Consider the following 26,077-nt stretch of genomic DNA (forward strand, 5'->3'; position numbering starts at 1 on the left):
ATGGTTCAACAAGTGGCGCCCTTTACCGGGCGCCGTTTTGGTTTTCGCGATGATCTATTCCGACCATTCGTTTGACGACGGAGTTGCCCTATGACCCCAGCCGCTCGCATTCAGGCCGCCATCGAAATACTGGATGAGATTCTGGATGGCGCACCGGTCGAAAAAGCATTGACCGGATGGGCCCGGCGCAGCAGGTTTGCAGGCTCGAAAGATCGGGCAGGGGTGCGGGATCACGTGTTTGATGGCCTGCGCTGCAAGCGCTCGTTTTCGGCACTGGGCGGATCTGAAACCGGTCGGGGTCTGATGATCGGGTCGGCGCGTGCCAAGGGCGAGGATATCGCCGGGTTGTTTTCGGGCGCACGACATGCACCGCCCCCTGTTGCCGAACACGAGACAAGCCGGGGTTTTTCCTCGAAAGCTGAGGAGTTTGACATCCCGGAATGGCTTTGGCCAAGGTTCAGCGCGTCTTTGGGTGAGGATGCAATTCCTGCCGCCCACGCCCTGCAGTCCCGGGCCCCCGTTCAATTGCGTGTTAATCTGGTCAAGTCCGATGTGACTGAGGCTGTTCGAGTGCTTGAGTCGGACGACATCCTGACCAGACCGCACCCGGCCTGCGACACTGCGCTTGAGGTGATCGAGGGTGCCCGCAGAATCTCGCAAAGCCGGGCATTTGCGTCCGGGATGGTCGAATTGCAGGATGCCGCGAGTCAGGCAGTCGCCGCATCGATCGACCTTGAACCCGGAATGCGCGTGCTGGACTATTGCGCAGGCGGCGGGGGAAAAGCACTGGCATTGGCGGCCCGGACCGGAGTTCGGGTTTACGCCCATGATATCAATGAAGCCCGGATGCAGGATATTCCAACACGGGCAGAACGGGCAGGGGTCAACGTCGAGCGACTGTCCGCTGACGGCATCCTGCGGCAAGCCCCATTTGACGTCGTCTTGGCGGACGCGCCATGTTCCGGCAGCGGATCCTGGCGCAGGGCACCGGCTGGAAAATGGGCGTTGACCGAAGCAAAGTTGCAGGATCTTTGCATCATTCAAGCACAAATACTCGAGCAGATTTCACAACTGACCCATTCAGGCGGGCTGCTGGCTTATGCGACGTGTTCTATGCTTGTCGACGAAAACGAGGCAATTGTGAACGCGTTTCAGACAATGCACCCGGATTGGCGCCTAGCGTTTCAGAAGTCATGGCAGGTGACACACGGAACGGATGGGTTTTTTACGGCACACTTGACGCGACAAGAAACGGACCATTAACAACCTAAACGAGAGAGTCCTGCATTGATGCTATGTTAAGCGGGAATTAACCGTATTGGGTCCGTCATACTCGGTATCCAACATTCCGAGTCGTTTATGTCTGACACCACTGAGTTTTTCCCTGATCCTTCCGTTCGTCACACACCTTACGTATCGCGCCTTTTGGCGCTGGCCTTGGTTGCGCTGGGATTGTGCTTTGCACCGTTTCTGAATGCGGTTCCGTCTGAATGGTCGATTGGGCTGATTGTTGTTGGCGGATCTTTGGCAGCTGCTGGAAGTATTGTCGTGTTTCGCGGGCAGTTGGCGGACAGGTGCGCAAGAAACGCAAAATCCGTTATGGCGGCGTTTGTTGAAAAGGACTTGTCCCCATGTCTTATCGCGGACAGTCAGGGTAATATTCAGATCATCAACCAGGCAGCCGTCAGGCGGTTTGGGGCAACGCAGGGGCAGCGTCTCGATCATTGTCTGCGATCTGTCTTTGCCAACCCCGCAGCACTCTTGTTGCGGCTGCAATCGAAGGTCGCCCAAAATGGCCGTGCGCGCGAGGATGCCGTGACGCTGGGTTCGACCATCCCTGTCAGCGTTTTTGGCTTTGGCAATGGGTTGTACTGTTGGCGGTTCGGATTGGACGAAAGTTCGCGTTGGGAAGGTTTGGATATTCCAGTTCTGACGGAAGGTAGAAACGGATCCGTTCTGCAAGCCAATAGCGCTGCGCAGGCACTGTTGGGAAGGCAACCCGAAGCGTTGGATCAGGCCATTGCCGGTGAAGTTCCCGAACCGGGCAGCATTCTGCAAATCAAGACAGGTCAGGGCGCTGTCCCTGGAACGTTTGTTCAGGTTTCGCGATCGGGTATGGTGCGCGATCTTGCCCTCGTGCCGCTGAAAATCGCGCCCGAAAGCCGAACCCGGATGACATTCTCGGATTTGCCGGTGCCGGTTCTTTGTCTCTCTCCTGACGGATGCATTCTTGAAGCCAACATATTGGCCAACAAACTGATCGGAGATATTGAGCCCGGTGTGACCAATGTCGTCGCAATCATGCAGGGGCTGGGGCAGCCGGTTCCCGATTGGCTGTCACGCACGGTCGCCGGTGAGGATGGCCCGCGTTCCGAGTTCCTGAAACTGACGCGGAAGGACAAGGATATCTTTATCCAGGTTACACTTAGCCGTGTCCTGCATGAAGGGCAGGTTTGCCTGATTGCGGTTCTGAACGACGCGACCGAACTGAAGACGCTTGAAGCCCAGTTTGTGCAGGGGCAAAAAATGCAGGCGGTCGGACAATTGGCCGGTGGTGTTGCGCATGATTTCAACAACCTTCTGACGGCGATCTCGGGTCACTGTGACTTGCTGTTACTGAGGCACGATCAGAATGATCCGAACTACGGTGATCTTGTTCAGATCAACCAGAACGCCAATCGCGCTGCGGCGCTTGTCAGCCAGTTGTTGGCATTTTCCCGCAAACAAACCCTCAGACCCGAAGCGTTGGATCTGCGCGACACGATTTCCGATCTCATCCATCTTCTGAACCGTCTTGTCGGGGAAAAAATCCGATTGACGCTCAGCCATGATCCGGTGCTCAAGCCAGTTCGGGCAGACAAGCGGCAGCTTGAGCAGGTGTTTATGAACCTGGTTGTCAATGCGCGGGACGCGATGCCTGAAGGCGGGGAAATTCGAATTGAAACCGAGGTCATCGAGATGGCCCAGCCGCTTAGGCGGGACCGGGCGACCGTTCCGCCGGGTGAGTATGTGAAGGTCAAGGTGATCGACAGCGGTGTCGGAATTGCAGCGGACAAGCTGCAAAAGGTTTTTGAGCCGTTTTACACAACCAAAAGAACTGGCGAAGGCACCGGATTGGGCCTGTCGACTGTTTACGGAATCGTAAAACAGACCGGCGGCTTCATCTTTGTCGACAGCGCGCAGGGCTTCGGAACCGAGTTCACTGTATTTCTGCCGGTTTCGGTTACCCCGGCTGAGCCAGTGCTAGCGCAGCAGGATAGTCGGATTCCGCAAAATGCAAAACAGGGTGACGGAGTCGTCTTGCTGGTCGAGGACGAAGCGCCCGTTCGCGCTTTTGCCACGCGCGCATTGAGGTTGAAGGGGTACAAGGTGCTCGAGGCGGATTCCGGAGAAGAGGCTTTGCGCCTGCTCGAAGATTCTACTCTGAAAGTCGACGCATTCGTAACCGATGTCGTCATGCCGGGATTGGACGGTCCGACGTGGGTGCGCAAAGCGATGGAAACCCGGCCCGATGTCAGCGTGATCTTCATGTCAGGTTATACCGAAGGCGCGTTCAGCGGTTCAGGTCCCGAAATCGCCAGATCGACCTTCCTGCCCAAGCCGTTTTCGTTGAATCAGTTGACTGAGGCGGTCTTCCAGCAACTGAATTGAACGACTTAGAGCGCGGAGTCATGCAGGGCGAACTCGGCGCCATGTATGTTGCGGAACTTCTGTTCGGTTTCTTCTGACAAGGCCAAGTCGCCAGGAGGAGACACATTCTCCCACTGCAGATCAATTTTGACGTTCAGACGGTCCTGAAGAAAGTCCAGAATTTTGTCCTGATGCTCGTATTTGAAAACGTGACGTGCGCCGAAACCATTGCTGCGGGTGCGAAAGAACTGGCTTTGACTGCCGACATCCGCAAACTCAGGTCGCGGAACTTGCATGTAGGCTTGCACGAACTCATCAAAAGTCAGGCCACGTGTTGAGTGCGGATGACCAACGCGATCCTGGCGGCTGCGAAACCTGTACCAACTGCCCAGCCAATCTACGGGTTCGCGTACAACGGCCATGATTTCCATCTCGGTATCGAACACTTTGCGGAAAATGTGCTGAAAAAAGCGATCGTAGCGGCGAACGGGCGCATGTTTGAGTTCAGGCGGGCCAGTGACGACGATATCCGCATGATCCCGGAGGGCGGTGTGATAGGCGGTGCTGCCGGTTTTGGGGACAGACAAAAAAGCCAGTCGTTCTTTATAAAAAACAAGCATTTACCTGCGTCCTTCTTACGTTCGGCTTTGACGCAGATTGGCGTAAACGGATCTTTAACACAATTCCGGAACAGTGAGTTACATAAGTTTTTGTTGAAATGTTCTACTTTTGGTCCCATAAGGAACAAGAGGCGAACAAAGCAGCGATTGCCGCCCGTTCAAGGGTGTGACAAAAGGGAAAGCGACAGGACAATGGCGGATCTTCTGACGATGAGCGACAAGAAAAACGCAGACAAGCAAAAGGCGCTGGACAGCGCCCTGGCCCAGATCGAACGCCAGTTCGGCAAAGGGTCGATCATGAAGCTGGGCGAAGACGCCAGGCAGGACATCGAAGCAAGCTCAACCGGATCGCTGGGACTGGACATCGCGTTGGGTATTGGCGGTCTTCCGATGGGCCGGATCGTGGAAATCTACGGCCCAGAAAGCTCGGGCAAGACCACTCTGACCCTTCACTGCATTGCCGAACAGCAAAAGCGCGGTGGTGTCTGTGCGTTTGTGGATGCCGAACACGCGCTGGATCCGCAATATGCCCGTAAGCTGGGCGTCGACCTTGATGAACTACTGATCTCGCAGCCTGACACCGGCGAGCAGGCGCTTGAGATCACCGATACGCTGGTACGATCAGGGGCCGTGAACATGGTTGTCGTCGATTCGGTTGCGGCACTGACGCCGAAGTCGGAACTCGAAGGCGACATGGGCGACAGCAGTGTCGGCGTGCAGGCCCGCCTGATGAGCCAGGCAATGCGTAAACTGACCGGCTCGATCAGTCGTTCGAAGTGCATGGTGATCTTCATCAACCAGATTCGCATGAAGATCGGCGTCATGTTTGGCAGCCCGGAAACCACCACTGGTGGTAATGCGCTGAAATTCTACAGCTCGGTTCGTCTGGATATTCGCCGTATCGGCGCGATCAAGGATCGTGACGAAGTGGTCGGCAACCAGACCCGCGTCAAGGTCGTGAAGAACAAGGTGGCGCCGCCCTTCAAGCAGGTTGAATTCGACATCATGTATGGCGAAGGCATCAGCAAGATGGGTGAGTTGCTGGACCTCGGCGTCAAAGCCGGTGTGGTCGAGAAGTCGGGTTCGTGGTTCAGCTATGGCGACGAACGGATCGGGCAGGGTCGGGAAAACGCCAAGCAGTTCCTGCGTGACAACGCCCGCGTGGCGCTGGATATCGAGGACAAGATACGCGCGGCTCACGGTCTGGATTTCGAAATGCCCCCCAATGCGGACGAGGATGATATTCTCGAAGCGTAATCGTCGCGCCGAAGCGAACGACAGAAATCCCACGGTTCCTTTCAGAAGGATCTAGAAAGCACGGAACAGGGCGGTCCTCCGGGGTCGTCTTGTTTCGTTCCGCCAAACCAATGCTGTGGACACTGCGAGGGCACGCGGCTAAACCTTCGCAGACCAAGATGATTGCGCGCTGAGAGAGCCTTATGCCCACGCTGAACGATATCCGATCCACCTTCCTGAACTACTTTGCAAAACAGGGGCACGAAGTGGTGGCATCCAGTCCACTGGTTCCACGCAACGACCCGACACTGATGTTTGTCAACTCGGGCATGGTGCAGTTCAAAAACCTGTTTACCGGAGTTGAAACTCGCGATTATCAGCGTGCCACTACTGCGCAGAAATGTGTGCGTGCGGGCGGCAAGCACAACGATCTGGACAATGTGGGATACACCGCGCGGCATCACACGTTCTTTGAGATGCTTGGGAACTTTTCATTCGGCGATTACTTCAAGAATGATGCAATCCCGTTTGCGTGGGAGTTGATCACCAAGGAATTTGGGATCGACAAAAGCCGTTTGCTGACAACGGTGTATCACACCGATGATGAGGCGTTCGAAATCTGGAAAAAGGTCGGTGTGCCCGAAGACCGGATAATCCGCATCGCAACCAATGACAACTTCTGGCAGATGGGTTCGACTGGCCCGTGCGGCCCGTGCACCGAGATTTTCTATGATCATGGTGATCATATCTGGGGCGGTCCTCCGGGTTCGGCCGAGGAAGATGGAGACCGGTTCATCGAAATCTGGAACATCGTTTTCATGCAGAACGAACAGTTCGAAGACGGTTCGATGGTGGAGCTCGACATGCAGTCGATCGACACCGGCATGGGGCTGGAACGGATTGGTGCGCTTATGCAGGGCAGCCACGACAACTATGACACCGACTTGTTCAAGACGCTGATCGAAGCGTCCGCGGAGGCAACCGGCGTGGATCCGTACGGTGACCAGAACGTGCATCACCGCGTTATCGCGGATCACCTGCGGTCAACCTCGTTCCTGATTGCCGATGGCGTAATGCCTTCAAACGACGGGCGTGGTTATGTTCTTCGTCGAATTATGCGCCGGGCCATGCGGCATGCCCATCTGCTGGGTGCCAAGGACCCGGTTATGCACCGCCTTGTGCCTACGCTGGTCCAGCTGATGGGCGCGCAATACACCGAACTGGGGCAGGCGCAATCGCTGATCGAGGAATCTTTGCTGCTTGAAGAAACCCGTTTCAAGCAAACCCTGGACCGCGGATTGAAGTTGCTGGACGACGAGATGTCCGGACTGCCTGAGGGCGCGCCGCTGCCCGGCGATGCCGCGTTCAAACTGTATGACACCTATGGCTTTCCACTGGACCTGACGCAGGACGCGCTGCGCGAAAAGGGTCGGACAGTCGATACCGACGGTTTCGATGCGGCCATGGCCGAACAGAAGGCCAAGGCGCGCGCCGCCTGGGCCGGGTCCGGAGAATCGGCGGATCAGGCTGTGTGGTTCGATGTTCTCGATGCTGCCGGGGCCACGGATTTCCTGGGATACGACACCGAAAAGGCCGAAGGTCAGATCGCCGCGCTGATTGTTGATGGTTCTTTGGTCGAAAAAATCGGGCAGGGCGGCAGCGGCTGGGTCGTTGTGAACCAGACGCCGTTCTATGGCGAAGCCGGTGGTCAGATCGGCGACACAGGCGAAATTCGCCGTCTGGAGGACCGTGATGATGTGGCGTTTGTCGAAGACACCAGAAAATTCGCCGACGGCAAAGTATACGCCCACAAGGTGACCGTGGATCAAGGTACGCTTTCCAAGGGCGACGCAGTCGAACTTGAGGTCGATCACGTCCGCCGCACGGCCATTCGCGCTAACCATTCGGCCACGCACCTTCTGCACGAGGCCTTGCGCGAAACGCTGGGCGATCATGTGGCGCAGCGCGGCTCGCTTAACGCAGCGGATCGGCTGCGGTTCGACTTCAGCCATTCCAAGGCTCTGACACTGGAAGAGGTAAAGAAAGTTGAACGAGAGGTGAATGATTTCATTCGCCAGAACTTAGCCGTTGAAACGCGGATCATGACACCCGACGATGCCCGCGAACTTGGCGCGCAGGCATTGTTCGGCGAAAAATATGGCGATGAAGTCCGCGTGGTGTCGATGGGCAAGGCGCCGACTGGCAAAGGCAGCGACGGGGAAACCTGGTCGATCGAACTGTGTGGCGGAACGCATGTGCGCCAGACTGGGGACATCGGCACATTCGTTGTGCTTGGTGACAGTGCCAGTAGTGCGGGTGTACGCCGGATCGAAGCCCTGACCGGGTATGAGGCGTTCCGATATCTGTCGGCACAGGATCACCGCGTCGCCCAGATCGCGTTGGAACTGAAGGCTCAGCCTGACGATGTTGTGGGGCGTGTGAAGTCCCTGCTGGATGAACGAAAGTCCTTGCAGAATGAGGTCGCTCAGTTGCGCCGTGATCTTGCCATGGCTGGTCCGTCGACGGGCGGTGGCGCAGAGGCCAAACAGGTGAACGGCGTCAAATTCCTGGCTCAGGCCTTGAGCGGCGTTTCCGGGAAAGATCTTCCGTCGCTGATCGACGAACACAAAAGCCGCCTCGGGTCAGGGGCGGTGTTGCTGATTGCCGACGCCGGCGGCAAGGCGGCCGTCGCGGCAGGTGTCACGCCAGATCTGACGGATCGGGTCTCCGCAGTCGACCTGGTGCGGGCTGCCGTGGCTGAACTGGGCGGAAAGGGCGGCGGTGGCCGTCCGGATATGGCGCAGGGCGGAGGCAAGGACGCCTCGAATTCGGATGCGGCGATCAAGGCTGCGGAACAGGTATTGGGAGGATAAAATGGCTGCACTCTGGATTGCGCACGTAACAGTGACTGATGCCGAGGCATATGGAAAATACGCCGAGTTGGCCGGCCCAGCCATCGCGAAGCACGGGGGTGAGTTTATTGCCCGTGCTGCGCGTTACGTTCAACTGGAAGGCAAAGAGCGTCCTCGCAACGTTGTCGCCCGCTTCCCGTCACTAGAAGCAGCGGTCGAGTGCTACAACTCGGACGACTACCAACAAGCGCTGAATCATGCCCGTGAGGCGAGCGAGCGCGAGCTGGTTGTGGTTGAAATCACTGAGTAACTGTCAGTTTACAAAGCTCGTTTTGTAGATTTCTCTAGGATACGGCGACAGATCGGCAATCTTCAGCCTATGTCACAATCCATTTCAAAAGCGCGGCCCGCCTATGCGGGTTGCGCTTTTTTAGTTAATAATAACAATACCTTAATCATATGGAGTCGCGCAGTCTTAAGGGTTTCGCGCCGCAATTGTGACCGCGCCATCTAATTTCTAGCGCGAAAAAGTCAGATTGAAGATCGAATTTTCGCCCTTTTTTCTGTCCAATTTTTTAAAGTGATTGCCCAAGCTGGGATGTTCGCAGGTCGTTTCCCATGACGGAGTGCGGCCCTGTTTAATGCGCGATCGTGCAAAAAACACAGGATTGGGGTGTAGGAATGTCACTACTTATTACACTTGCGAAGCGCTTCCGCACCAGAGTTTTCCCAATATCGGCGGGCGTCACGACCGTTTGCATCTTGAGTATCTGCACGTTTATCGCGGCCCCGACAGCACACGCATCCGAGGGCGGCTATATTCCAAGTGTCGCATCTTCACCGCCACCTTCCGGCGCCATCAATCTTTGCAGTCAATACAATTGGGCCTGTGTAGGAAAACGTTCTGTATCCATGTCCAGTCAACAGGAATTGAAGGTTGTGGAGCAGGTTAATCGGCGCGTGAACAACTCGACCCGCGAAGTTACCGACCAGTCCCAGTATAACACCCGCGAGAGATGGGCACTGCCAACGGCAAGAGGCGGTGATTGCGAAGACTTCGCCTTGCTGAAGAAAAGAGATTTGATCCACGCAGGGGTAGATCCAAGCAAACTGTTAATCGCTACAGTATTGGACAGACGCCGAGGGCCGCATGCAGTTCTGGTTTATCGTTCAGCCAACGGCGATTTGGTTTTGGACAACCTCACAAACAGGATCAAGCACTGGACAGCGACGCGGTACCTGTTTCTTCGCATGCAGGACCCAAAACGACCTAGCCACTGGGTGGGTGTTTACGGTCATAGCTGAGCCCAACGCATCGTATTTGAGTTGCTGAGAAACGTTGCATGGGTGCAAATTCTTTGCACCCATGTTTTTCAGGTAGGTTTCAAAACACGAAGAGCTACGTGTGCGCTGCTAACTGAACCATCTAGGATCAAACCCGGACGTCTGGCCGTAACTTCCGTGGTTCCTCAAGTTGGCTCTTCTTCACCGCCTGGTTCTTCACCGCCTGGTTCTTCACCGCCTGGTTCTTCACCACCTGGCTCTTCACCACCTGGCTCTTCACCACCGGGCTGCTCGCCACCGGGCTGTTCACCACCGGGTTGTTCACCACCGGGTTGTTCACCACCCGGCTGCTCACCGCCGGGCTGTTCACCACCCGGCTGCTCACCACCGGGCTGTTCACCACCGGGAGTTCCTCCTCCTGTGGTTTCTGGACCACCACTTGGACCGGTCGCTTCAACTCCGCCGCCCGAGCTTTCTCCGCCGGGAGTACCGGTATCGCGGTTTTCATCTGGGTGACCGTCCCCGGATCTTTGATTTGAGGTTCCGGTAGACGCGGTTGGAAAATCCGTAAGCAGTGCAGCCAGAGGCGCACACTCAGCGCCAAGTCGTGCCACGATCTTGTCGAAATCGGCGCGACGTTGGACATAACGTATCATTCTACTCGTAACCGCATCACATTCGCACAAGACTTGAGATGATGCGCCGGACTGGCGCGCAGTTTTGACATCGCACACACCGGCAGCGAAAGACTCGTCAGCCGATACGACTAAGAAAGCAGTCGCCACGAGGTAAGTCGGAAAGGTACGGGACAGGGTTCCCATGTTGTACTCCTTGGTACTTTTTACTCAACCATGCCGATCATAAGCACCGTCTCATTCAAGGCGCGTATGAAGAGCATCGCACAATTGACGCAAATACACCTTGATAAAAACCAAACCACAAGATGTAGTTTGGGAGAGCGATTGCGAATTAATGCAATTTAAGGGAGAGTCGTAATTCTTTTCAAAGGAAACCGGGCAATTTGCCCAGGTTTCCGCTTTTTAGTTTTAATCTTTGTTGGAAGCAAAAATGCCACACAATCGCCATTGTTTCCGTGTCGGACATGTGCAGCCTGCAGTTGATCAGGCTGATTTTGCCATACGTTTACGCTCATGCGGGTCCAGAAAACGCTTACGCAGGCGGACCGCGTTGGGTGTGACTTCGACCAGTTCGTCATCGTCGATATAGGCAATCGCCTCTTCCAGAGAAAACTGTACATGCGGCGTCAGACGCACGGCGTCGTCCGAACCGCTGGCGCGCACGTTGGTCAGCTTCTTGCCTTTCAGAGGGTTCACTTCCAGGTCGTTATCGCGCGAATGCTCACCGATCACCATGCCCTGATACACGTCGGTCTGAGGAGCAACGAACATGCGGCCACGCTCTTCGAGGTTCCACAGCGCATAGGCGACTGCCTGGCCGTTTTCCATCGAGATCAGAACACCGGCGCGCCGGCCCGGGATAGGGCCTTTGTGTGCCGCCCAACCATGGAAGACGCGGTTCAAAACGCCGGTTCCACGCGTGTCGGTCAGGAATTCGCCATGATACCCGATGAGACCACGAGAGGGGACATGAGCAATGATGCGGGTTTTGCCTGCACCGGCAGGGCGCATCTCGACCAGTTCACCTTTACGTGCACCTGTTACCTTTTCGATTACGGCTCCGGAATATTCGTCATCCACATCGATGGTGACTTCTTCAACCGGCTCCAGCCGTTGTCCGTTTTCCTCGCGGAAAAGAACCTGCGGGCGCGAGATGCTGAGTTCGAACCCTTCCCGTCGCATGTTCTCAATCAGAACGCCCATCTGCAATTCGCCGCGGCCTGCGACCTCGAAGGCTTCGCCGCCGGGCGTGTCGGTGACGCGAATGGCAACGTTGGACTCGGCTTCTTTCATGAGACGGTCGCGGATCACCCGAGACTGGACCTTTTTCCCGTCGCGTCCGGCAAGCGGAGAATCGTTGATCCCAAAGGTCACGGTGATGGTCGGCGGGTCGATCGGTTGTGCGGGCAGGGCCTCGTCAACCTGAGGCGACACCAGCGAGTCCGCCACCGTGGCCTTGCTCATGCCCGCGATGGTGACAATGTCGCCGGCTTCGGCCACATCGATCGGCTGCTGGCTCAGGCCGCGGAAGGCGAGAATTTTGGACGCGCGGAAGTTCTCGATCAATTTACCGTCCCGGCTGAGCGCCTTGAGGCTGTCGCCTGCCTTCAGCGTGCCACTTTCCACGCGACCGGTCAGGATGCGGCCGATGAAGGGGTCGCTGCCCAATGTGGTGGCGAGCATGCGGAAGGGCTCGTTTTTCTTCTCTGCCTGCTTTGGGGCAGGGACGTGATCGACAATTAGGTCGAACAGGGCGGTCAGGTCCTTGCGCGGCCCGTCCAGTTCCATGTCGGCCCAGCCCGAACGGCCCGAGGCATACATGGCCGGGAAATCCAGCTGGTCATCGTCGGCACCAAGGTTGGCAAACAGGTCGAAGCACTCATCCAGAGCCCGGTCGGGTTCTGCATCCGGCTTATCAACCTTGTTCAGAACCACAATGGGGCGCAGTCCCAGCGCCAGCGCCTTTGAGGTCACGAACTTGGTCTGCGGCATCGGTCCTTCGGCAGCGTCAACCAGCAGGACGACGCCATCCACCATGCTGAGGATACGCTCAACCTCGCCACCGAAATCGGCGTGGCCGGGGGTATCGACGATGTTGATGCGTGTACCTTTCCATTCGACCGAGGTTGCCTTGGCCAGAATGGTTATGCCACGTTCGCGTTCCAGATCGTTGCTGTCCATGGCGCGTTCGGCTACGGCCTGGTTTTCCCGGAATGCACCGGATTGTTTGAGCAGCTCATCCACCAGGGTCGTCTTGCCGTGGTCAACGTGAGCGATGATTGCGATATTGCGCAGGTCCATGAGAGGTCAGCCTTTGAACTGGAAGTTGTCGCGCGCATAACGCGGCGCGACAAAATATACCAGCCCTAACGCGCGTTCAGTGGCCTGCGGTCTTGGAAAACAGATGAATGATCAGGATTCCGGATAGAATAAAGGTCAATCCGATCACGGCTGGCCAGTCCAGCCTTTGGCCGAACACCACGAAGCCAATGATGGCGATCAAAAATATTCCAAGCCCGGACCAGATTGCGTAAACGATGCCAACCGGCATGAATTTCAGTGTCAGTGCCATGAAGTAAAAGGCGAACCCATACCCCACAACAACCAGAACCGACGGCCAGAAGCGTGTAAACTGCTGGCTGGCCTGCAATGCTGTGGTTCCGATCGTCTCGGACAAAACGGCTACAAGAAGGAAGAGATAGGCTTTGGGCAATGGAAAACTCTCACAACGAAGTTTTGGTGTGCTTGAGCATAAAAACCTGTCAAACGGCAAGAATTTTCTGTCATGCGGGGCAACGACGCTAGACGTCGAAAGGTGACCAAAGGTCAGGATTACCAGACTATTTGCAGAAGTCTGAATGTGATATGTCAGCTTTTGTATTAAGTTTAGTAGTTTGAAGAGTTTGTCATGACGAACTTTGCAAGAACCGTCATTATTTTATCGGTGTTGGTAGCGGCGCTAGGGTGGCTTGCAGACGGGGGGTCCGTCGACAATGATGCAGCCCAGGTTGTTGAACGGTTAAAGGGTACACAGGTTTAAGTGTCCGCGAAACGCCAGAAAAAGGGGCTTCTGCCCCTTTTTCTTTTTGATGCGCCCTTATCCGGCCGTAACTTCAAAAAACTCGGCAATTCTAGGTCTGAGCCAGCCCCACAGCCGCGGAGCCCCGCGTTGAATCGGAGCGCCCACCCGCTTTTCGATTTGCCCAAAAGTGACGTTGTAGTCGGCCCAGGTGCCGCCTTGGGTTTCCAGGTTTCCGATCGGTGCCTGAAACCGGTCAACCGCCTTTGCGAACTGGGCGTCCGGGCTCTGCGCCGCTTCAAATTCTCGCCACAATGACTGGAACGTATCCCGTTGTGTTGCTGGCAAAAGTCCGAACAGACGTTCGGCTGCGGCTTCTTCCTCGGCGGCCTGGGCGGCGTGATCGACCTGCCCGTGGATCGGGTGATCACCGGCGTCAATTTCGACGATGTCATGCAGCAACAACATGCGCAGAACCCGATCGATTGACACAGATGGATCCGAGTATTCCGAAAGGATCCACGCGTAGAGCATGATGTGCCAGGAATGCTCGGCCGAGTTTTCGAACCTTGAATCGTACAAAAGACGCGACGCACGGTAGACAGTTTTCAACTGATCTGTTTCGGCCAGAAACGGCAGTCGGTCCCAGAAAGGATCGGTTTCTTCCAGGTCTGCGCCATCCAGCATTGCCCGGGACCGTCGGTACGCAAACGGAAATGCGGTTTCGAGATAGGCAGCGCGTCCACCATCCAGGTTGTCCTGCACAACGGTCAGGTGTTCGGGATCAGGATTTGGTGCGCAGAGCACCTGAAACATCGGCTGGCACCGATCAAGGATTTTGGCGAAACGGGCATCAGGTGTCGCATCGGCCTCGAACTCTGCCCAAAGGGACAGGAACTCCGAGGCCTGATCGAACGGCAGCAAGCCAAAAAGCGTTTCGGCGGCAGCCCGTTCTGCCTGCTCCACCGCTGACCAATCTGTCGCCAGATGGATCGGATGATCGCCAACGATGATTTCGACCAGATCGTGCAGCAGAAGCATTCGGATGACGCGATCAATATCGACATCATCCTCAGTCAAGGGCGCCATCACCAAAGCCCACAACGCCAGATGCCAGCTGTGTTCCGCTGAGTTTTCCTGCCGGGACTGATCCAGCAGTGTATTTGCCCGATCAACTGATTTCAGCCTGTCCGCTTGTTTCAGAAACGCGATCTGTGCGGACAGTCTGTCAGTCATTGTTTTTCAATAGCCTTGAGTTTCGAGCGATGTGCGGACAGGTGTTTGACCAGGAATTGTCGCGCCTTTCGCTCGGCCATGCGGACCCGGATTTCGGTCAGGAACGCCTCTTCCAATGATTGGGAAGCCGCCGCAAGAACCTCGCCAACTTCCACAAAGAACCGGTCATTGCCGGTTTCATCCATAACCTTCAACGTATCTTCGGCCAGCCTTGCCGCCAGAGTGCCGATGGTGTCCGACATCAGCGGGTGTTCTCGGTCAGGCGGCGCTTTACGTAGTCGGTTGTGGTATCGATCAGCGTATCCATATGGCGGTCCTGGAAGAAGTGGTCTGCGCCTTCCACCTCGGTATGCGTGATGGTGATACCTTTTTGTTCGTGCAGCTTACTGACAAGCGAAGTGGTATCGGCCGGCGGCGCGACCCTGTCCGAGGTGCCGTTGATGATCAGGCCTGAAGACGGGCAGGGCGCCAAGAATGAAAAGTCATACATGTTTGCCGGGGGCGACACGCTGATGAAACCGGTGATTTCCGGGCGACGCATCAGCAGTTGCATTCCGATCCATGCGCCGAATGAAAACCCAGCAACCCAGCAATGCTTGGAGTTGTTGTTCATCGATTGCAGGTAATCCAGCGCGGATGCCGCATCGCTCAGTTCACCCACGCCCTGATCGTATTCACCCTGGCTGCGGCCGACGCCGCGGAAATTGAACCGCAACACGGTGAAGCCCATGTTATAGAACGCGTAATGCAGGTTGTAGACCACCTTGTTGTTCATGGTCCCGCCAAATTGAGGATGCGGGTGCAACACGATGGCGATCGGTGCGTCTTTTTCCTTTTGCGGGTGGTAGCGGCCTTCCAGGCGGCCTTCTGGTCCGGGAAAGATCACCTCGGGCATATGTGCTTTAGTCCTGTCTTTGTACTACTGGCGGCCGGAAATACTTGACGGTTATCGTCGGACACCTTAGAACGGTTCTAATTACGTTGCATTGCGTATGACGCTGCCTGACGGAGATACGCATTGGTAGCGGCGGCGTCAATGATTTCGCACTGAACTTGCCACGAAGGAAAGTGAATGAAGCTGTCGACCAAAGGCCGCTACGCAATGGTTGCTCTGGCTGATATCGCTTTGCAACCGACAGACGGGCTTGTGACACTGGGTGAAATCTCTGAACGGCAAGACATTTCCCTGCCATATCTTGAACAGTTGTTCGTCAAACTCCGGCGCGCAGAACTGGTGGCTTCGGTTCGCGGACCGGGGGGCGGTTACCGACTGGCACGCCCTGCGTCAGAAATCCGCGTTGTCGAAATTCTGGCCGCAGTGGATGAGTCCCTGGATGCTCTGCAAAAGGGCGCGGGCGCTTCGGGGGCTTCATCGGGAAGCCGGGCCCAATCCCTGACCAACCGTCTGTGGGAAAGCCTCAGCGCGAATGTCTATGTGTTTCTGCATCAGACGCGTCTCTCGGATGTCATCAAAAACGATCTGGCACCGTGCCCGGCGGTTCCCAGTCTGTTTGCGGTTGTGGACGAATAAAAAATGAGTATCTCGGGCGGCAAAACGGCTTGTGCTTCTAACTTGGAAAAGATGCATCTATGAATCGCATTTACCTGGACCATAACGCTACCACGCCGTTGCGGCCCGAGGCGCGCGACGCGATGATCGCGGCGATGGATGTCTGCGGAAACCCGTCATCTGTCCACGCGGAAGGACGTGCCGCTAAGGCGCTTGTTGAACGCGCACGCGCTCAGGTGGCGGCCGCATTTGGGGCTGATGGGACCGACATCGTGTTTACTTCTGGCTCCACAGAAGGCGCTGCTTTGGCGTTGTCGGGGCGCGGACTGCACGGATCAGCAGTTGAACATGATGCCGTAAGATCATGGATCGTTGAAGATTTGTCGGTTCTTCCTTCAGGTGAAGTTAAAGTGCTTGAACCCGAGAACTCATGCTTGCAGCTGGCCAATTCTGAAACCGGTGTCGTGCAATCCTTGCCCGCAGGGCTGGCCGTAACGGATGCCACGCAAGCTTTCGGCAAACTTCCCGTGGCATTCAACTGGCTGAATGTGCAGATGGCCCTGATCTCGGCCCATAAGATGGGTGGGCCCAAAGGGGTTGGTGCGGTTGTGATGAAACGCGGAACGGATCTGCCGGCCCAGATCAAGGGTGGCGGGCAGGAAATGGGGCGTCGGTCCGGGACGGAAAATGTCATTGGAATTGCAGGGTTCGGGGCTGCAGCTGAAGCAGCCGCGCGGGATCTGGCCAACGGCGTTTGGGACCAAATCGCAGAATTTAGAAATATTCTAGAAAACGCTCTTGAGGCCGGCTCCAAATCGACTATTTTTGTCGGAAAAGGTCACGAGCGCCTTCCAAACACATTGTGTTTCGCGTCGCCCGGTTGGAAGGGCGAAACGCAAGTCATGCAGATGGATCTGTCAGGATTTGCGGTCAGCGCGGGTTCGGCCTGTTCAAGCGGAAAGGTTCGGGCCAGCACCGTATTGACCGCCATGGGATATGACGAGGTGACGGCCGCAAGCGCGATGCGCGTGTCGCTGGGTCCTCGGACGAGTGAAGAAGATGTGCTGCGTTTCGCCGAAACGTGGCTTGAAAAAGAGAAAAAGCATCGCGCGCGTGCCGCGTGATCTGACGGAGGGTGTCATATGGCCGCTTTGGACCAGACCCAGGTAAAAGAAGGTGTCGATCAGGAAACCGTGGATGCGGTGCGTGAGGTCGGAACCTACAAGTACGGCTGGGAAACCGAAATCGAAATGGAATACGCGCCCAAGGGCGTGAACCCGGATATCGTCCGTCTGATCTCAGAAAAGAATGAAGAGCCGGAATGGATGACCGAATGGCGCCTGGCCGCGTTCGACCGCTGGACCCAGATGGACGAACCGACCTGGGCGATGGTCAATTATCCCAAGATCGACTTTCAGAATCAGTATTACTATGCCCGCCCCAAGTCGATGGAAGAGAAGCCCAAGTCGCTGGATGACGTCGACCCTAAGCTGCTGGCCACATACGAAAAGCTGGGTATCCCACTGAAAGAACAGATGATTCTGGCTGGCGTTGACGGGGCGGAAGACGCCCCTGCAGAGGGCCGCAAAGTCGCGGTGGACGCGGTTTTTGACTCGGTTTCTGTCGGCACGACCTTTCAGGCAGAACTGAAAAAGGCCGGTGTGATCTTCTGTTCGATTTCAGAGGCGATCAAAGAGCATCCCGAACTTGTCAAAAAATATCTCGGCACCGTGGTTCCGGTATCCGACAACTTTTATGCCACTTTGAACTCTGCCGTGTTCTCGGACGGATCTTTCGTTTACATTCCGCCGGGCGTGCGCTGCCCGATGGAGCTGAGCACCTATTTCCGCATCAACGCGGAAAACACCGGTCAGTTCGAGCGGACCCTGATCATCGCCGACAAGGGCTCGTATGTGTCCTACCTGGAAGGCTGCACTGCGCCGCAGCGCGACACCGCGCAGCTGCACGCAGCCGTGGTCGAAATCATCGTCGAAGAAGATGCCGAGGTGAAATACTCGACCGTTCAGAACTGGTTCCCCGGGGACGAGAACGGCAAGGGCGGCATTTACAACTTCGTGACCAAGCGTGCCGACTGCCGGGGCGACAGGTCCAAGGTGATGTGGACGCAGGTCGAGACCGGTTCTGCCGTGACCTGGAAGTATCCGTCCTGCATCCTGCGCGGTGATGACAGTCAGGGCGAGTTCTACTCGATCGCCATCACCAACAACTATCAGCAGGCCGATACCGGTACGAAGATGGTTCATCTGGGCAAGAACACTAAGTCGCGGATTGTGTCCAAGGGGATCAGTGCGGGTAAGGCTCAGAACACTTATCGCGGGCTGGTGTCGATGCACCCCAAAGCCAAGGACAGCCGCAACTATACCCAGTGCGACAGTTTGCTGATCGGCGACAAATGCGGGGCCCACACGGTGCCGTATATCGAGGTCAAGAACAACTCGAGCCGGGTTGAGCACGAAGCGACGACGTCCAAGGTGGACGACGACCAGCTGTTCTACTGCCGCCAGCGCGGTATGGACGAGGAAGAAGCCGTGGCGCTGGTCGTCAACGGATTCTGCAAGGACGTGCTTCAGGCGCTGCCGATGGAATTCGCGATGGAAGCGCAGCAGCTGGTTGCCATTTCTCTCGAAGGCTCGGTTGGCTGATGGCTCGTAAGCCTGGCAAGACCATCCGAAAGGATGACGTGTTGACCCTGTTGGGTTACGCACTCCCGGTTTTGGGCGGATTGCTGGGTGTTGCCTATGTCAACATCAATCACATGAACTTCATCAACCCGGTTTGGGCAGTCGGTGGAGGAGCGATCCTGGGATGGGTTGCTGCACGCCTCATGCGCCGGATGCTGGGATAGACATTGACTGGGGCTATCGGATGCCCCTTGCGGTACGCAAAAGGACAAAAAATGCTGGAAATCAAGAACCTGCACGTGAAACTTGAGGAAGAGGAGAAGCAAATCCTCAAAGGCGTCGACCTGACTGTCGAGGCAGGTAAAGTGCACGCGATTATGGGTCCGAACGGCTCGGGCAAGTCGACACTCAGCTATGTGCTGTCGGGCCGTGATGGTTACGAAGTGACCGAAGGATCGGCCACCCTGGACGGCGAGGATCTTCTGGAAATGGAACCGGAAGAGCGTGCCGCCGCGGGTATCTTTCTGGCGTTCCAGTACCCAGTCGAAATCCCCGGCGTGGGCAACATGACGTTCTTGCGCACTGCCGTAAACGCTCAGCGCAAGGCGCGCGGTGAGGAGGAGCTTTCGGCCGCCGACTTCCTGAAAGAAGTACGCGCCAAGGCGAAATCGCTGAAGATCGACGCGGATATGCTCAAGCGTCCTGTCAACGTCGGCTTCTCGGGTGGTGAGAAGAAGCGGAACGAAATTCTGCAGATGGCGATGCTGGAGCCTAAGATGTGCATCTTGGACGAAACGGACTCGGGTCTGGACGTGGATGCGATGAAGCTGGTGGCCGAAGGTGTGAACGCACTACGCGACGAAGGCCGTGGTTTCCTGGTGATTACGCACTATCAGCGTCTGCTGGACCATATCAAACCCGACGTCGTGCACATCATGGCAGACGGTCGGATCGTCAAAACCGGTGGCCCGGAACTGGCGCTGGAAGTTGAAAACAACGGCTATGCCGACATTCTGGCCGAGGTGAACTGATGGGGCTGCCCGAAGTTAAACAAACCGCGACCGAGGCGCGGCTGGCCAGTCTGGTCATGCCCGACGCCGGATGCACGCGTGCCGCCCGCGAAGATGCGCTGGCGCGAGTTCTGGAAATGGGCCTGCCGGGACGGCGCGATGAGTATTGGAAATACACCCGCCCGGACACGCTGATTTCGCCAGAGGCTCCTCAGGCCGCTCTGTTCCGGTCCGATGAGCCGTTGCTGTTCCATGATCTCGACCGGTTGAAAATCGTGTTCATCGACGGTGTGTTCAGCGCTGAGGATTCCGATGACCTGACGCTTGAAGGTGTGACGATCGATCGGATCGAAGACATCTGTTGCAAAGATATCCATTGGGCCAAGGAGTTGTACGGCGTTCTTGAAGCGCGCGGGCAGACCCCGGTTCAGCGGCCTCTGGCGGCGTTGAATACGGCCTTTGCGGCCGATGGTGTTGCGATTCACGTGACTGGCACGCCCAGCAAGCCAATCAGCCTGATCTATCAGCATGCCTCTGAAACCTCGGACGCCATGTTGCATCACATCGTGCGCGTCGAAAGCGGAGCCGAGGTGACCATTCTGGAAAACGGCCCGGCGGCTTCACGGTTTAACAAATGCATGGAGATCGACATTGCCGACGGCGGCACGCTGCATCACGTGCGTGCGCAGGGTCGGGATCATGAGCGCCGCGCAGCCACGCATATGTTCACGCGTTTGGGTCACGAGTCGGTTTACAAATCCTTTACTCTAACGGTGAACGGAGTTCTGACGCGAAACGAGCAGGTGGTCGAGCTGACTGGCGATGACGCAGTTGCTCATGTGGCGGGTGCCTGCGTCGGAGATGGTAATTTCCATCACGACGACACGGTGTTCGTGACCCACGACGCGGTAAATTGTGAAAGCCGCCAGGTCTTCAAGAAAGTTCTGCGGAATGGCGCAACAGGCGTGTTCCAGGGCAAAATCCTTGTGAAAGCGGGTGCTCAGAAAACTGACGGCTATCAAATCAGCCAGTCCTTGCTGCTGGATGATGACAGCCAGTTTCTGGCCAAGCCCGAACTGGAAATCTACGCCGATGATGTGGCCTGTTCGCACGGGTCCACATCGGGTGCGATTGACGAAACGGCCTTGTTTTATCTGCGTTCGCGTGGGGTATCGCTCAAAGACGCCACTAACATGCTGACGCTGGCCTTTCTGGCCGAAGCGGTGGACGAGATTGAAAACGAGGTGCTTGCCCAAGCCATCGTGACCCGTCTGGAAGGCTGGCTGGCGCGTCGCAGCTGATGCCTGTGACGACGGATATCGTGGCCACGTACAGGGGGCCGGGGCGTGTCATGCGCAGGCTTCTGGATATGGGGCCACGTGAAGACCGGGCGCTGGCTTTTGTCATGGCCTTCTGCACAATCGCCTTTGTCGCGCAGATGCCTGGAATGGCCCGGCGCGCGCACCTGGAAGGTGTCGAGCTGAACATGCTGCTGGGCGGTGCCTTGTTGGGGTCGGTTATCATCCTGCCATTGCTTCTGTATTTTGTGGCCCTTGTGTCTCATTGGGCTGCACGGCTTATGGGTGGGAGCGGTTCCGCCTACGGCGCGCGGTTGGCTTTGTTCTGGGCGTTGCTGTCGTCCGCGCCGTTGGTTCTTTTGAACGGTTTGGTGGCCGGATTTATCGGTCCGGGGCCTACCTTGTCCGTAGTTGGGCTACTTTGGGTTGCAGTCTTTGTCTGGTTCTGGTTGTCAGGCCTCAGACAAGCACAAAGGCCTGAGACATGAATCTGAGTTTTCTGGGGAACCTCGCGGTGATGACTTTGGTCAGCCCGGCCGAGGCAGCCCGACGCCTGATGACATTGCGCCCCGGGCGCGAGATCCTGTGGCTGGCGTTTTTTCTGGCTGTCGTGCTCAACTCCATTGTACAGTTCGGCCTTGACTACTTTGTCTGGCTGACTGGCCCGGATGTGGCGCAGGCACCCGGTCCGGTCCTCATGAATCTGGTAACGTCAGCGGGTGCAATGCTGCTGAGCGTCGCGTCCTTTCTGTTTGTCGGTCGACTTCTGGGCGGACGCGCCACGTTTGAAGACATCATGGTTCTGATGATCTGGCTGCAGTTCCTCCAGATACTTGCCTTGCTGGCTACGCTGGTCATAGCAATGACACTGCCGTTCCTGATGGTTCCAATGTTGCTGGCAACGGCGTTGGTCAGTTTTTATATCACCCTGCATTTCCTGAACGAGGCGCATCAGTTCGCATCCTTGGGAAAGGCGTTTGGCCTGATCTTGCTGGCCGCGCTGATTGCGATACCTTTTGTCCTCCTCCTGACCCCAAGCGGGCCCGTATAGGGAATATGACCATGTATGATGTTCAGAGAATCCGCTCTGATTTTCCCATCCTGTCACGAGAGGTGAATGGGAAACCCCTGACTTATCTGGACAATGGTGCCTCGGCGCAGAAGCCACAGGTGGTGATTGATGCAGTTACCCGCGCCTATGCCGAGGAATACTCGAACGTGCATCGCGGTCTGCACTACCTGTCCAATCTCGCGACGGAAAAGTACGAGGCCGTCCGCGGCACGGTTGCCCGGTTTCTGGGTGTGGCGGATGAGAATGAAATCGTTCTGAACTCCGGCACAACCGAAGGCATCAACCTTGTCGCCTATGGCTGGGCCATGCCGCGCCTGAAAGCCGGGGATGAAATCGTTCTGAGTGTCATGGAGCATCACGCCAATATCGTTCCCTGGCATTTCCTGCGGGAACGTCAGGGCGTGGTCCTGAAGTGGGTCGATGTGGGCCCGGACGGCGGACTGGACCCGCAGGCCGTGATTGACGCCATCACACCGCGCACAAAGCTTGTTGCTGTGACGCAATGCTCGAACGTGCTGGGAACGGTCGTTGACGTTAAGGCGATCACAAAAGGAGCCCACGCAAAAGGTGTGCCTGTTCTGGTGGATGGCAGTCAGGGTGCCGTGCACATGCCTGTCAACGTGCAGGACATTGGGTGCGATTTCTACGCGATCACCGGGCACAAACTGTATGGCCCGTCCGGTTCGGGGGCTATCTACATCAAGTCCGACCGCATGGCCGAAATGCGCCCGTTTATCGGCGGCGGCGACATGATCAAAGAGGTCAGCAAAGATCAGGTGATCTATAACGATCCGCCGATGAAGTTCGAGGCCGGTACACCCGGGATCGTTCAGACAATCGGGCTGGGTGTGGCATTGGATTATATGATGGATCTGGGAATGGAGAACATTGCCGCCCACGAATCCACATTGCGGGACTACGCCATGCAGCGTCTGACCGGCCTGAACTGGGTGCAGGTGCAGGGCACACGCCCGGACAAGGCCGCTATTTTCAGCTTTACACTGGACGGGGCAGGGCACGCGCATGATGTGTCGACCATTCTGGACAAAAAAGGCGTCGCCGTTCGCGCCGGTCATCACTGCGCCGGTCCGTTGATGGATCATCTGGGGGTAACGGCCACATGCCGCGCCAGCTTCGGGCTTTACAATACCACTGACGAGGTCGACACACTGATCGATGCACTGGAACTGGCCCACGATCTGTTCGCGTGAAACCTGATGTCGGGCGACAGATTTGCAGTTGCACCCGGAACGGAACAAGGTTAGCTAACGGCCAAGGCACCTGTAGCTCAGCTGGATAGAGCGCTGCCCTCCGAAGGCAGAGGCCAGAGGTTCGAATCCTCTCAGGTGCGCCATCTATCTAAATTAGATGTTTCGGGCACATGAGCGAGTAGCGTTTCCGCAGCAAATGCTCTGTTCGAACACCCAACGTGTTCCTGCCTTCATCTACAAAAAAAGAGCGCCCAAAGGCGCTCGTCACTTCGAAATTGTACGTAGTGTTTAGCCGCCCCAGCTGCGAACCTCGCCGCAGTCCATGTGGACAAAATTCGAGCGGTGGTATTTACCGACGCCCCCTGCACGGCAGGAAATGGCGGCTTTGGCCATTTGCGAAACCGAGCGTGAAGACAACCGCAAGTCAGCGGCCTGGCCCTTCATGTGCAGGGAATTCTTGGCAACGCGGCGGGATTTCGATCGCAGCATCGCGTTAGTCTGAGGGGACCGGTAGCCGGACAACAGCATGTAGGGTTCGTTGACATCCAGCAGGTTGTGAGATGCGGCCATGATGTCAATTGTGCGCAGGTCCATGGACTTGGACTGATCGGTACGCCAGTCGCGCATGAAGTGGTTCACTTCCTTGACGGCGTCTTTGATGTAATTGCCGTCAACCCAGTAAATCATGTCGATGCGTTCACCGGTGCGCCCGGAATACATGCGAATGCGGCGAATATCACCGCCGCCGCGAAGGAATCCTGCTGCATTGGAATAGGTCGGTGCGGCTACTACCGCTGTGGCCGCGAACGCACCCAATAGGGCACGCCGGGTCAAGCCCGAAGCACTGCTCTTGGTCATTTCGTTTTTCGTCCCGTACTAGTTCCTGCCTGCACACGATGTTACGTGCGCCGTATTAATTTTTTCCCATCCCAGATGCGGAAGTTATGACACAGACGGATTCGTCCGCCAAGAAATCTTTCGGATACATCATTTCAAGGGGGAAATATCGGCAGGTTTTTGCGCAACTGATGCAGCGATGCATATATTACAGAAGGTTAGGGAAATCACTTTCCAAGGCGATGCAATCACGCATCAGCAGATGTTAGAAGCGCAGATTTGATGAATTTGTGAATAGACAATCGGGCGGTCCGCCAATCATACTGGCTCGGCGCTGAATGTATCGGTGCAAAGCATTGAATAACCAAGGCCATCTCATGTTTTCTGTTTTCCGGACCTGTACCAGTATCCTCGCGACCGCCTGTTTCGCAGCAACAGCGGCCTTTGCCGATTCCGAGACAAACCCACCGACTGCCTTCCGCATGGCGGTTGCCGAGTCGCTGGATTCGGGGTCTTCGCTGGCTGAATACTACAAAAAAAACGGGTTTTCGCCGATCTGGGTTGGGCAGACCGAACAGCATGCTGAACGCCGGGCCGCTTTGATTAAGGCCCTGTCCAATGCCGCGTTCCACGGGTTGCCGGATGCGCGTTATGATGTCCAGGCTTTGCTTGGGCAGATGCGCGATGCCCGTTCCCAGAGGGACTTGGGTGCAATCGAAGCGGATTTAAGCCGGGTTTTCCTGCGTTATGCTACGGATATGTACTCGGGCGTGTTGAGCCCTTCACAGATTGACGATGGTTTGGTGCGCGAAGTCGATCGCAGGTCGCCGCAGGAACATTTGCAAGGTGTCGCATCAGCCACAGGGGCGACGTACATAGAACAACTGGTGCCAGAGTCCCTGCAATACCGGTCTTTGCTGAAACAGAAAATGGTCCTTGAAAACCTGGTTAAGCAGGGCGGTTGGGGGCCGACTGTACCGGTTGCAAAACTCGAATACGGTGATACCGGACCCAATGTCATTCGGTTGCGTGACCGTTTGGTGGCTATGGGTTACCTGAGACCAACCGCCAGCCCGGAATTTGATGCCGCAATGCTGGAGGCCGTGCGGGCGTTTCAGACTGCCCATGGGCTTGAATCGGATGGCGTTGCCGGAAATGGAACTCTGACCGAAATCAACCGTCCGGCCAGCGACAGGCTCAAAGCTGTCTACGTCGCGCTTGAGCGGGAGCGTTGGTTGCCACACTCACGTGGCGCGCGTCATATCTTGGTGAACCAGGCTGACTTCTCGGCGAAGATCGTGGATGAAGGTCAGGTATCATTTGAGACGCGGGCCGTCATCGGCAAGAACACCCATGATCGGCGCAGTCCCGAATTCTCGGACATGATGGAACACATGGTGATTAATCCCAGCTGGTACGTACCACGCTCGATCATCACCAAGGAATATTTGCCAAAACTTCAGTCCAACCCAAACGCGGTTGGTCACATTCAGATCACGGACCGAAGTGGCCGTCAGGTCAATCGTGGCGCCGTGGACTTTACGCAATTCACTGCACGGGATTTTCCGTTCGCGATGCGGCAACCACCCAGCAAAAGCAATGCGTTGGGCCTGGTGAAGTTCATGTTCCCAAACAAGCACAACATCTATCTGCATGATACGCCGCATAAAAACCTGTTTGCCCGCGAGGTTCGCGCTTTCTCGCATGGCTGCATCCGCCTGGCGCAGCCCTTCGAGTTCGCCTATGCCTTGCTGGCCCGGCAGGAAGAGGACCCCAAGGCTTTTTTTCACAGGGTTCTGAATACCGGCAAGGAAACAAAGGTAAACCTCGCGCAGTCGGTTCCTGTTCACATCATCTATCGGACGGCGTATGTCGGCCCAAAGGGTGAAGTTCAGTACCGCCGGGATGTCTACGACCGCGATCGCAAGATCTGGGAGGCTCTGCAAAAGGCAGGGGTGGTCCTGCCGGACGTTCAGGGGTAA

24 protein-coding genes and 1 tRNA gene are annotated in these 26,077 nt (G+C 56.5%); 17 read left to right on the forward strand and 8 right to left on the reverse strand.

Annotated elements, in window-relative coordinates:
• Positions 1-90: 90 nt before the first annotated feature.
• The gene (locus ACR1XU_RS03100; RefSeq protein WP_480908493.1) at positions 91-1,263 is read left to right on the forward strand and encodes an RsmB/NOP family class I SAM-dependent RNA methyltransferase; all 1,173 of its coding nucleotides are present in this window, start codon (positions 91-93) and stop codon (positions 1,261-1,263) included.
• 96 nt (positions 1,264-1,359) lie between these two features.
• Entirely contained in the window at positions 1,360-3,651 is a 2,292-nt protein-coding gene (locus ACR1XU_RS03105; protein ID WP_480908495.1) for an ATP-binding protein, read from the forward strand.
• 5 nt (positions 3,652-3,656) lie between these two features.
• Here ACR1XU_RS03105 and ACR1XU_RS03110 read toward each other — a convergent pair whose 3' ends face one another.
• Positions 3,657-4,250, reverse strand: coding sequence for a gamma-glutamyl kinase (locus ACR1XU_RS03110; RefSeq protein ID WP_480908497.1), 594 nt, complete (start codon positions 4,248-4,250; stop codon positions 3,657-3,659).
• A gap of 192 nt (positions 4,251-4,442) precedes the next feature.
• Between ACR1XU_RS03110 and recA the strand changes: the two genes are divergently transcribed.
• The 4 genes from recA (at position 4,443) to ACR1XU_RS03130 (ending at position 9,643) form a co-directional block, all read left to right on the forward strand.
• Entirely contained in the window at positions 4,443-5,507 is a 1,065-nt protein-coding gene (recA, locus tag ACR1XU_RS03115; RefSeq protein WP_170614988.1) for a recombinase RecA, read from the forward strand.
• A 182-nt stretch (positions 5,508-5,689) separates the two neighbouring features.
• Positions 5,690-8,359, forward strand: a complete 2,670-nt coding sequence (alaS, locus tag ACR1XU_RS03120) for an alanine--tRNA ligase (protein WP_480908499.1) — start codon at positions 5,690-5,692, stop codon at positions 8,357-8,359.
• Position 8,360: 1 nt separating this feature from the next.
• Positions 8,361-8,648: a DUF1330 domain-containing protein gene (locus ACR1XU_RS03125; RefSeq protein ID WP_170805679.1), complete on the forward strand. Its 288-nt coding sequence runs from the start codon at positions 8,361-8,363 to the stop codon at positions 8,646-8,648.
• 371 nt (positions 8,649-9,019) lie between these two features.
• Complete coding sequence (locus ACR1XU_RS03130) at positions 9,020-9,643, forward strand: transglutaminase-like cysteine peptidase (protein WP_170805680.1); 624 nt, start codon at positions 9,020-9,022, stop codon at positions 9,641-9,643.
• 127 nt (positions 9,644-9,770) lie between these two features.
• Here ACR1XU_RS03130 and ACR1XU_RS03135 read toward each other — a convergent pair whose 3' ends face one another.
• The 6 genes from ACR1XU_RS03135 to ACR1XU_RS03160 form a co-directional block, all read right to left on the reverse strand.
• Entirely contained in the window at positions 9,771-10,130 is a 360-nt protein-coding gene (locus ACR1XU_RS03135) for a hypothetical protein (RefSeq protein WP_480915583.1), read from the reverse strand.
• Positions 10,131-10,743: 613 nt separating this feature from the next.
• A complete protein-coding gene (gene typA / locus ACR1XU_RS03140) occupies positions 10,744-12,561 on the reverse strand; it encodes a translational GTPase TypA (RefSeq protein ID WP_170614992.1) in 1,818 nt (605 codons plus the stop codon).
• Positions 12,562-12,637: 76 nt separating this feature from the next.
• Positions 12,638-12,973: a DMT family transporter gene (locus ACR1XU_RS03145; protein WP_480908503.1), complete on the reverse strand. Its 336-nt coding sequence runs from the start codon at positions 12,971-12,973 to the stop codon at positions 12,638-12,640.
• A gap of 384 nt (positions 12,974-13,357) precedes the next feature.
• A complete protein-coding gene (locus tag ACR1XU_RS03150; protein WP_480908505.1) occupies positions 13,358-14,515 on the reverse strand; it encodes an HD domain-containing protein in 1,158 nt (385 codons plus the stop codon).
• On the reverse strand, positions 14,512-14,757 hold the full coding sequence (locus ACR1XU_RS03155) for a hypothetical protein (RefSeq protein WP_170614995.1): 246 nt from the start codon (positions 14,755-14,757) through the stop codon (positions 14,512-14,514). Before ACR1XU_RS03155 ends, ACR1XU_RS03150 begins: the two co-directional genes overlap by 4 nt.
• Positions 14,757-15,410, reverse strand: coding sequence for an alpha/beta hydrolase (locus ACR1XU_RS03160; RefSeq protein ID WP_170614996.1), 654 nt, complete (start codon positions 15,408-15,410; stop codon positions 14,757-14,759). Before ACR1XU_RS03160 ends, ACR1XU_RS03155 begins: the two co-directional genes overlap by 1 nt.
• 177 nt (positions 15,411-15,587) lie before the next feature.
• Here ACR1XU_RS03160 and iscR point away from each other — a divergent pair, with 177 nt between their 5' ends.
• From iscR to ACR1XU_RS03210, 10 genes are all read left to right on the forward strand, one after another.
• Positions 15,588-16,046: a Fe-S cluster assembly transcriptional regulator IscR gene (gene iscR, locus ACR1XU_RS03165; RefSeq protein WP_170614997.1), complete on the forward strand. Its 459-nt coding sequence runs from the start codon at positions 15,588-15,590 to the stop codon at positions 16,044-16,046.
• Positions 16,047-16,105: 59 nt separating this feature from the next.
• Positions 16,106-17,149, forward strand: coding sequence for a cysteine desulfurase family protein (locus tag ACR1XU_RS03170; protein WP_480908507.1), 1,044 nt, complete (start codon positions 16,106-16,108; stop codon positions 17,147-17,149).
• An 18-nt stretch (positions 17,150-17,167) separates the two neighbouring features.
• The gene (gene sufB / locus ACR1XU_RS03175; protein WP_480908509.1) at positions 17,168-18,688 is read left to right on the forward strand and encodes a Fe-S cluster assembly protein SufB; all 1,521 of its coding nucleotides are present in this window, start codon (positions 17,168-17,170) and stop codon (positions 18,686-18,688) included.
• Positions 18,688-18,891, forward strand: coding sequence for a hypothetical protein (locus ACR1XU_RS03180; RefSeq protein ID WP_480908511.1), 204 nt, complete (start codon positions 18,688-18,690; stop codon positions 18,889-18,891). The genes sufB and ACR1XU_RS03180 overlap by 1 nt, the downstream gene beginning before the upstream one ends.
• Before the next feature lie 51 nt (positions 18,892-18,942).
• Positions 18,943-19,698 (forward strand): Fe-S cluster assembly ATPase SufC, encoded by a 756-nt coding sequence (sufC, locus tag ACR1XU_RS03185; RefSeq protein ID WP_170615001.1) that lies wholly within the window; start codon positions 18,943-18,945, stop codon positions 19,696-19,698.
• Complete coding sequence (locus ACR1XU_RS03190) at positions 19,698-20,978, forward strand: SufB/SufD family protein (protein WP_170805686.1); 1,281 nt, start codon at positions 19,698-19,700, stop codon at positions 20,976-20,978. Before sufC ends, ACR1XU_RS03190 begins: the two co-directional genes overlap by 1 nt.
• Complete coding sequence (locus tag ACR1XU_RS03195) at positions 20,978-21,463, forward strand: YIP1 family protein (RefSeq protein ID WP_170615003.1); 486 nt, start codon at positions 20,978-20,980, stop codon at positions 21,461-21,463. Before ACR1XU_RS03190 ends, ACR1XU_RS03195 begins: the two co-directional genes overlap by 1 nt.
• The gene (locus tag ACR1XU_RS03200; protein ID WP_480908513.1) at positions 21,460-22,026 is read left to right on the forward strand and encodes a Yip1 family protein; all 567 of its coding nucleotides are present in this window, start codon (positions 21,460-21,462) and stop codon (positions 22,024-22,026) included. Before ACR1XU_RS03195 ends, ACR1XU_RS03200 begins: the two co-directional genes overlap by 4 nt.
• Positions 22,027-22,037: 11 nt before the next feature.
• Positions 22,038-23,258: a cysteine desulfurase gene (locus tag ACR1XU_RS03205; protein ID WP_480908514.1), complete on the forward strand. Its 1,221-nt coding sequence runs from the start codon at positions 22,038-22,040 to the stop codon at positions 23,256-23,258.
• A 66-nt stretch (positions 23,259-23,324) separates the two neighbouring features.
• Positions 23,325-23,401, forward strand: a tRNA-Arg gene (locus ACR1XU_RS03210).
• Between the two features lie 145 nt (positions 23,402-23,546).
• Here ACR1XU_RS03210 and mepK read toward each other — a convergent pair.
• Entirely contained in the window at positions 23,547-24,116 is a 570-nt protein-coding gene (mepK, locus tag ACR1XU_RS03215) for a peptidoglycan L,D-endopeptidase MepK (RefSeq protein WP_480811577.1), read from the reverse strand.
• Positions 24,117-24,472: 356 nt separating this feature from the next.
• On the opposite strand from mepK, the gene ACR1XU_RS03220 reads away from it, so the two are divergent.
• On the forward strand, positions 24,473-26,077 hold the full coding sequence (locus ACR1XU_RS03220; RefSeq protein WP_480908516.1) for a L,D-transpeptidase family protein: 1,605 nt from the start codon (positions 24,473-24,475) through the stop codon (positions 26,075-26,077).

The organism is Ruegeria sp. D1(2025) (genome assembly GCF_056536425.1).

Excerpts from the sequence above, each read along its gene's own strand:
- recA (WP_170614988.1), top strand. The coding sequence starts at position 4,443 with ATGGCGGATCTTCTGACGATGAGCGACAAGAAAAACGCAGACAAGCAA.
- ACR1XU_RS03195 (WP_170615003.1), top strand. The coding sequence starts at position 20,978 with ATGCCTGTGACGACGGATATCGTGGCCACGTACAGGGGGCCGGGGCGT.
- ACR1XU_RS03160 (WP_170614996.1), bottom strand. The coding sequence starts at position 15,410 with ATGCCCGAGGTGATCTTTCCCGGACCAGAAGGCCGCCTGGAAGGCCGC.
- iscR (WP_170614997.1), top strand. The coding sequence starts at position 15,588 with ATGAAGCTGTCGACCAAAGGCCGCTACGCAATGGTTGCTCTGGCTGAT.
- ACR1XU_RS03125 (WP_170805679.1), top strand. The coding sequence starts at position 8,361 with ATGGCTGCACTCTGGATTGCGCACGTAACAGTGACTGATGCCGAGGCA.
- ACR1XU_RS03180 (WP_480908511.1), top strand. The coding sequence starts at position 18,688 with ATGGCTCGTAAGCCTGGCAAGACCATCCGAAAGGATGACGTGTTGACC.
- ACR1XU_RS03130 (WP_170805680.1), top strand. The coding sequence starts at position 9,020 with ATGTCACTACTTATTACACTTGCGAAGCGCTTCCGCACCAGAGTTTTC.
- ACR1XU_RS03110 (WP_480908497.1), bottom strand. The coding sequence starts at position 4,250 with ATGCTTGTTTTTTATAAAGAACGACTGGCTTTTTTGTCTGTCCCCAAA.
- ACR1XU_RS03155 (WP_170614995.1), bottom strand. The coding sequence starts at position 14,757 with ATGTCGGACACCATCGGCACTCTGGCGGCAAGGCTGGCCGAAGATACG.
- alaS (WP_480908499.1), top strand. The coding sequence starts at position 5,690 with ATGCCCACGCTGAACGATATCCGATCCACCTTCCTGAACTACTTTGCA.
- sufC (WP_170615001.1), top strand. The coding sequence starts at position 18,943 with ATGCTGGAAATCAAGAACCTGCACGTGAAACTTGAGGAAGAGGAGAAG.
- ACR1XU_RS03100 (WP_480908493.1), top strand. The coding sequence starts at position 91 with ATGACCCCAGCCGCTCGCATTCAGGCCGCCATCGAAATACTGGATGAG.
- ACR1XU_RS03200 (WP_480908513.1), top strand. The coding sequence starts at position 21,460 with ATGAATCTGAGTTTTCTGGGGAACCTCGCGGTGATGACTTTGGTCAGC.
- ACR1XU_RS03205 (WP_480908514.1), top strand. The coding sequence starts at position 22,038 with ATGTATGATGTTCAGAGAATCCGCTCTGATTTTCCCATCCTGTCACGA.
- mepK (WP_480811577.1), bottom strand. The coding sequence starts at position 24,116 with ATGACCAAGAGCAGTGCTTCGGGCTTGACCCGGCGTGCCCTATTGGGT.
- typA (WP_170614992.1), bottom strand. The coding sequence starts at position 12,561 with ATGGACCTGCGCAATATCGCAATCATCGCTCACGTTGACCACGGCAAG.
- ACR1XU_RS03170 (WP_480908507.1), top strand. The coding sequence starts at position 16,106 with ATGAATCGCATTTACCTGGACCATAACGCTACCACGCCGTTGCGGCCC.
- ACR1XU_RS03150 (WP_480908505.1), bottom strand. The coding sequence starts at position 14,515 with ATGACTGACAGACTGTCCGCACAGATCGCGTTTCTGAAACAAGCGGAC.
- ACR1XU_RS03190 (WP_170805686.1), top strand. The coding sequence starts at position 19,698 with ATGGGGCTGCCCGAAGTTAAACAAACCGCGACCGAGGCGCGGCTGGCC.
- sufB (WP_480908509.1), top strand. The coding sequence starts at position 17,168 with ATGGCCGCTTTGGACCAGACCCAGGTAAAAGAAGGTGTCGATCAGGAA.
- ACR1XU_RS03220 (WP_480908516.1), top strand. The coding sequence starts at position 24,473 with ATGTTTTCTGTTTTCCGGACCTGTACCAGTATCCTCGCGACCGCCTGT.
- ACR1XU_RS03105 (WP_480908495.1), top strand. The coding sequence starts at position 1,360 with ATGTCTGACACCACTGAGTTTTTCCCTGATCCTTCCGTTCGTCACACA.
- ACR1XU_RS03135 (WP_480915583.1), bottom strand. The coding sequence starts at position 10,130 with ATGAAAACCGCGATACCGGTACTCCCGGCGGAGAAAGCTCGGGCGGCG.